Below are 225 nucleotides of genomic sequence, written 5' to 3'. Positions count from 1 at the left end.
AGCCTGGATGACATCAAGAAATTCTGCAAAGCCCAGGTAAACACCCTGTGGGACGAGGTCAAGCGTTTTGAAAATCCCCACCGCTATTATGTGGACCTGAGCCAGAAACTGTGGTATACCCGCTTGCCCTGGTCATAAATCTGGGTAGAAAGGCAGCGTGCCGTGCAATTTACATAGGTACATTCTTTCCAGGTTTCGATGGGGTCAAACAGCGTGATTCCGTGC

Annotated in this window: 2 protein-coding genes; one reads left to right on the top strand and one right to left on the bottom strand. The window is 49.8% G+C overall.

Annotated elements, in window-relative coordinates; genetic code table 11:
• Positions 1-138 (top strand): hypothetical protein (locus H6B10_RS19100; RefSeq protein ID WP_204652480.1); only part of this gene is annotated, 138 nt, incomplete at its 5' end.
• On the opposite strand, the gene H6B10_RS18925 is transcribed toward H6B10_RS19100, so the two are convergent.
• Positions 87-200: a hypothetical protein gene (locus H6B10_RS18925; RefSeq protein WP_345941872.1), complete on the bottom strand. Its 114-nt coding sequence runs from the start codon at positions 198-200 to the stop codon at positions 87-89. The genes H6B10_RS19100 and H6B10_RS18925 overlap by 52 nt on opposite strands.
• Between the last annotated feature and the right edge of the window lie 25 nt (positions 201-225).

It is taken from the genome of Gemmiger formicilis, assembly GCF_016901605.1.
Taxonomy (GTDB): Bacteria; Bacillota; Clostridia; order Oscillospirales; family Ruminococcaceae; genus Gemmiger; species Gemmiger formicilis_B.
The sequence above is the reverse complement of the archived record's forward strand: the minus strand, read 5'-3'. Positions and strand labels throughout refer to the sequence as shown.